We start from the raw sequence: 5,538 nt of genomic DNA on the forward strand, positions 1-5,538 counted from the left end.
CCCTTCTCGCACCAGAGGTTGAACATTCTATGAGGTGGGAGGCGTTGTCGATCAAGGAACAGGGGTGCGGCGAAGTCCGGCCACCGCGCACGGGGCGGGGCGGCGAATCGTTTCGCGAGACGCGCGGCCGGGTGGCCGCCGACCTCCGCCGGAGCGGATTCCACCTCGGCGCCGGCGCCGCCCGACGGCGGCCGGGATGACCGGAGCCGGTGGTTCATGTGGCGCGATCTCCTGTACGCGACCTGCGGAACGTCTGGTACAAAGCGGGATCAACCAGCCCCGTCCGGTCGCCGCAGGAGCGTCTCGCATCCCATCTTTACCAGCGCTTTTTTCTGTCTGTCGAGTACGCCTGCCCTCTTGCGTCACAACCGGAATTTCCGCTTCTGCTGAACGGTCGGCAACGGCTGACAAATCGTTCGACATGGTTACGGTCAATTGTCGCCAACCTGACCCGTACCACTACCCCACCCTGGGGCAGATGTCTTAGATTCTGCCCCAGGAATAGATTCCAGACATGACGGTCAACCTACCAGCTTTGCCGGTCCACAAATGATCACCGGGAGCGGAATGGAACCCTTCTGTAACACCGAGCGAAGCCTGGCCGGCGTACTGCAGGACGCGGCCGGGAGAGGCACCATCAGGGGGACGCGGGTTCACATCGGCCGGCGGGAACACGTCTACAATCTCGGCCAGCCCGACGCGAACATTTATCTCGTCGAGAGCGGCCAGGTCAAAACACTCACCCACACACGCGACGGCAAACAGTGCCTCCTGTCGATACACGGCCCCGGGGACGTGTTCGGGGAATCCAGCGTGCTGGCCGCGAACCGCACCGAGACCGCACAGGCCATGCAGGTCACGACGCTGGTCCAGGTGCGCGTGGCGCAGATCATGAACGACTGCGACCCACCCCTGCGCGAGGCGCTCATCGGCCACATGGCGAGCCGGCTGCTGGAGCAGCAGCAGGTGATCGCCAACCTGGTGACGATGGACAGCGAACACCGGCTCGCGGCGTTACTGGTGAATCTCGGCAAGAAGGTCGGAAAGCGTAGGGACCAGACGGCACTGATTCGCGACCGGATAACCCAGGAAGAGCTGGCGGAAATGGTCGGGACGACCCGTTCGCGTATCGGCTACTTTTTGAAAAGGTTTTCGGTTGCCGGCGTGGTGCATCGCACCGAGGACGCACACCTCTGCATTCATATAGCGGAACTGACGGATTATCTGGAGAATTCCTCGCTGTCCGCCGGCCTGTAGGACCTGCAGACCGGGGCCGGATATCCCGGAATACTTCTCGGCGGCGCCGGATCGGCGCCGCCGGATTCCGGGACCTCTTCCCGCACGGCCTTCTCCATACGTCGGACCATTTCCTCCAGCAAGCGCTGCGAGGTGCCGAAGTTCAGGCGGATGAAGCCTTCGCTCCCGTATTCGCGGCCGTCGCTGACGGCGACCTTCCCGCGGCTCAGGAAGAACTCCGCCAGGTCGTCGGTGCCCAGCCGCTCCGCCAGCCGGCGGCCGTCGAGCCAGGCGAGGTAGCTGGCCTCGGGGGGTACCAGCACCAGGTCGGGGCCGAAGGACTCCAGCAGTTCGGCCAGCACCTGCCGGCTGCCGTGCAGATAGTGCCGCAGGGTCCGCAGCCAGGGACCGCCCCGCGTGAAGGCGGCCTCGCTCGCGCTGACGCCGAGGATGCCCACGCCATCTCGTTCCCTGGGGCGCATCTCCATGAGCCGGTCGTGGTCCTCGGGCCGGCCGGCGACGGCCATCGCGCACTTCAGACCGGACAGGTTCCAGCCCTTGCTCGCCGAGGCGGCCGTCACCGTCGGCACCCGGGCGGCCTCCGGCAGCGAGCCGAGCGGTACGTGCCCGTGCCCGGGGTGGGTGAGCGGGGCGTGCACCTCGTCCGAGAACACCGCCACCTGGAACTCGGCGGCCAGCTCCAGCACTTCGCGCAGTTCCTCACGGGTGAGGACGCGGCCGGTGGGGTTGTGCGGGTTGCACAGGAAGTAGGCCGCCGCTCCCGACCGGAAGGCCCGGGCCAGCCCTTCCAGGTCCAGCCGCCAATGCCCCCCGCGCAGGCGCATCGGCCGGGAGACGACCTGCCGTCCCGCCGCCGCGATGGCCTCGAAGTACGGCGGATACGCCGGTACGTCGACGACGACGGCGTCACCCGGCTCGGTGAACCGCTCCAGGGCCACCTCCATCACGCGCATGGTGTCGGGGAACAGCACCACCTTCTCCGGCTCCACCCGCCAGCCCCAGCTCTCGTGCGCCCACGCGGCGAACGACCGCTGCACCGGTGCGTCGGTGGTGTAGGCGTAGGCGTAGCCGAGGTCCCCGCCCTCCGTCAGGTGCGCCCGGACGGCGTCGATCACCGGCTCGGCCACCGGGAAGTCCATCTCGGCGATGAAGGCGGGGAGGATGTCGGGCGGGTAGCGCCGCCACTTCTCGCTGCGCCGCCCGGACAGCGTCACGGCACGCAGACCGTCGAACAGGTGGATGAGCTCCCGCTGTACCTCCGACAACGCTCCTCCTCCGGGCGGTGGGCGCGGCTGGCGGCCGCTGGTGGGCCGATGCCGGCTCACCAGGTGACCGGCAGCTCCTTGACGCCGTGGATGCCGAACAGGTGGTGCCAGAAGGGCACGTCGGCGGCGGGGACGGCGAGCCGCAGTCCCGGCAGCCGGGTGAACAGCCGGCCGAGCGTGACCTGGAGCTCCACGCGGGCCAGGGACTGTCCGGGGCACTGGTGGGGTCCGTGACCGAAGGCGAGGTGACCGCGGGCCGTACGGGTCACGTCGAAGCGGTCGGGATCGGCGAAGACGTCGGCGTCCCGGTTGGCGGTGGCGAGCTGGCACACCACGCCCTCCCCCGCGTGAATCGTTTCTCCGCCGAGGGTGACATCAGCCGTGGCGATGCGGTTCATGCCGATCTGCATGGCCGTCTGGTGCCGCAGCAACTCGTCGACGGCGCCGGGGATCAGGGCCGGATCGGCCCGCAGGGCGGCGAGCTGCCCGGGGTTCTCGAGCAGCAGCATGGTGCCCGTTCCGATCATGGTCGCCGTGGTGTGGTGGCCGGCCGCGAGCAGCAGCCAGGCGATGATCGCGACCTCCGCGCGGTCCAGCAGACCCGGCGCCACCTGCTCGACGAGCAGCCGACTGATCAGGTCGTCGCCCGGCTGCTTCTCCTTGGCCGCCACCACCCCTTCCAGGTGGTCGAGGATGTCGTCCTTGGCCCGCATCATCTCCTCGGGGCCGCTGCGGCCGTTGATGAGGACGCGGGTGCGCGACTCGAACAGCGGACTGTCCTCGGCGGGCACTCCGAGCAGTTCACAGACGACGGTGGACGGAACGGGGTAGGCGAGCGCCTCCATCAGGTCCACGGGGCCACCCTCGGCCTCCATCAGGTCCAGGCGGCCGTCGACGATCTGCTCGATCCGGGAGCGCAGTTCCTCGGCCCGGCGGCCGGTGAAGTCCCGGGCGAGCATGCGGCGGTAGCGCAGGTGCTCGGCGCCGTCGAGCCGGGGGAAGGTGCCCTTGAGGACCTGCGGCACGGGACGCGGGAACATCCGGGGGAAGTCCGGGTGGGAGCTGTCGGCGCTGAAGCGCGGATCGTCCAGCACGGCCCGGACGTCACGGTGCCGGGTGACCACGCGCGCCCGCTGCCCGCTGGGCAGGGTGGCCGGGGCGAACGGGTCCTCCGCCTGCAGCCGGCGGTACCCGGGGGGCGGGTCGAACGGGCAGCCGGGCGCCTTCTCCTGGGGGAAGGCCGGTGGCTCCGCGCCGGGGGCCGGGGCCGGCTCCCCCTGCGTCCCGGTCGTGTCGGTCGAGTCCGTCATGTGTCACCCTTCCCTCGCTGTACCCGCGGTCGGCACCGGCACGGGCTTCGACGCTACGTCCCGGCGTCCGACGGTTCTGTTCACTTCTGAGCATCACCGGGCCCGGATCGCTCGTTTCACGCCTCCCGGTGGGCGAGAACGACGGCGGAGTTGATGCCGCCGAAGCCGAACCCGTTGGACAGCACGAACCCGTCGCGCACCGGCCGGGCCTCCTCGCGCACGAACCGCAGCCCGGGGTCGACGGGATCCAGCAGGCCGGGATCGGGGTGGACGAACCCGGCCCCCAGCTGCACCACCGCGGCGACGGCTTCCACGACGCCGGCCGCGCCGAGGCAGTGACCGGACAGGGCCTTCGTCGCGTTGATCCACGGTCCCTCCTCGCCCGTCCCGAACACCTCGCGCAGGGCCTCGGCCTCCGTCCGGTCCCCGAGGGGCGAACCCGTGCCGTGGGCGCTGACCCAGCCGATGTCGCCGGCGCCGACGCCCGCCTGAGCCAGCGCGCCCCGCATGGCCCGGACCTCGCCGTCCACCGACGGGTCGGCCAGATGGTTGCCGTCGAGGACGACGGCACACCCCGCGAGCCGGGCCAGCACCGTCGCCCCCCGTCCGTGGGCGGACCGCGCGGACTCCAGGACCATGCAGGCCGCCGCCTGTCCGGGGTGGAAGCCGCGCCGGCCGGTGTCGAACGGCGCGGGAGCTCGGGTGGGCGAACCCTCCGCCGGGGCCATGGCTCCTAGGGCGAGGTACCCGCGCGTCTGGAGCGTGGACAGCCGGGTCATCGCGCCCACGACCACACAGACGTCCGCCGCCCCCGCCGCCAGCATGCGGGAGCCGTGGGCCAGGGCGAGGTTGCCGCTCGCCGAGGCCCCGCCGACGGTGCATCCCTCGCCGCGGACGCCGAGGACGCGGCTGAGCGTGCCGACGTGGTCGGTGTCCTGCTGGTGCAGGGCGTACCGGGCGGGCAGATAGGCCGCGCTGCGCTGTGCGCGGAGCCGGCCGTCCTCGGTGACCCGCTCCGTGAGGTTGTTGCCCGCCACGACGATCCCCACGCGCTCGGGCGGGGGTGCCGTGCGGTGCAGCCCGGCGTGCCGCCACGCCTGGAGGGCGGCGACGACCGCGGCGCGTACGGCGACCGGGGAGCGCAGAGCGGTGCGGCGGGCGAGCGTCCGCAGGTCCGGCGGCAGGTCGGGCACCGCCTCCAGCGCCTTGTCGGGGGTGTCCTCGGCCGCCAGTTCGGCCGTGAACGCGGGCCAGGCCACGCCGGGTTCGCCGGCGTCCTCGGGGGGCCGCGGCGCGGCGAGCGCTCCGCGGCCGGTCCGCAACGCGACGGCGAGGTCCCCGGGATCGGACGCGATGGCGCCAAGGACGCCGAGTCCGGTCACCACCACGGCGCCGGCCCCCGCCGGTCCGCTCACAGTCGCTTCCGCATGACGGCGGCCAGCGTGCCGATGTCGAGGCCCTGGTGGAACTCGTGCACGGGCACCACGATGCCGAGTTCCTCCATGGTCAGGGTGACGATGTCCGCACGGTCGATGCTGTTGCACCCCAGGTCCGACAGGGTGCGGTCGGGGGTGAACAGGGCGGGGTCCACCTCCGGCACGATCTCCAGGGTGGTGCGGCGCAGCACCGCCAGCACACGCTCCTCGTCGCCGTCCGGACCGGGGACGCTCGCGGCTGATCCGTTCACTGGTGGTACCTCCGGTTCG

The 5,538-nt window shown here is 71.2% G+C and carries 5 protein-coding genes; 1 reads left to right on the forward strand and 4 read right to left on the reverse strand.

The window, feature by feature from the left end; translation table 11 throughout:
- Positions 1–549 precede the first annotated feature (549 nt).
- The gene (locus BLW57_RS03820; protein WP_093472140.1) at positions 550–1,257 is read left to right on the forward strand and encodes a Crp/Fnr family transcriptional regulator; all 708 of its coding nucleotides are present in this window, start codon (positions 550–552) and stop codon (positions 1,255–1,257) included.
- On the opposite strand, the gene BLW57_RS03825 is transcribed toward BLW57_RS03820, so the two are convergent.
- From BLW57_RS03825 to BLW57_RS03840, 4 genes are all read right to left on the reverse strand, one after another.
- Positions 1,221–2,522 carry a MalY/PatB family protein gene (locus tag BLW57_RS03825; RefSeq protein ID WP_093472141.1) on the reverse strand — a complete coding sequence of 434 codons (1,302 nt, stop codon included), beginning with the start codon at positions 2,520–2,522 and terminating at the stop codon, positions 1,221–1,223. The genes BLW57_RS03820 and BLW57_RS03825 overlap by 37 nt on opposite strands.
- A gap of 56 nt (positions 2,523–2,578) precedes the next feature.
- The gene (locus BLW57_RS03830; protein WP_093472143.1) at positions 2,579–3,832 is read right to left on the reverse strand and encodes a cytochrome P450; all 1,254 of its coding nucleotides are present in this window, start codon (positions 3,830–3,832) and stop codon (positions 2,579–2,581) included.
- A gap of 116 nt (positions 3,833–3,948) precedes the next feature.
- Positions 3,949–5,247: a beta-ketoacyl synthase N-terminal-like domain-containing protein gene (locus BLW57_RS03835; protein WP_218138110.1), complete on the reverse strand. Its 1,299-nt coding sequence runs from the start codon at positions 5,245–5,247 to the stop codon at positions 3,949–3,951.
- Complete coding sequence (locus tag BLW57_RS03840) at positions 5,244–5,519, reverse strand: phosphopantetheine-binding protein (RefSeq protein WP_218137956.1); 276 nt, start codon at positions 5,517–5,519, stop codon at positions 5,244–5,246. Before BLW57_RS03840 ends, BLW57_RS03835 begins: the two co-directional genes overlap by 4 nt.
- Between the last annotated feature and the right edge of the window lie 19 nt (positions 5,520–5,538).

The organism is Streptomyces sp. 1222.5 (assembly GCF_900105245.1).
Lineage (GTDB): Bacteria > Actinomycetota > Actinomycetes > Streptomycetales > Streptomycetaceae > Streptomyces > Streptomyces albidocamelliae.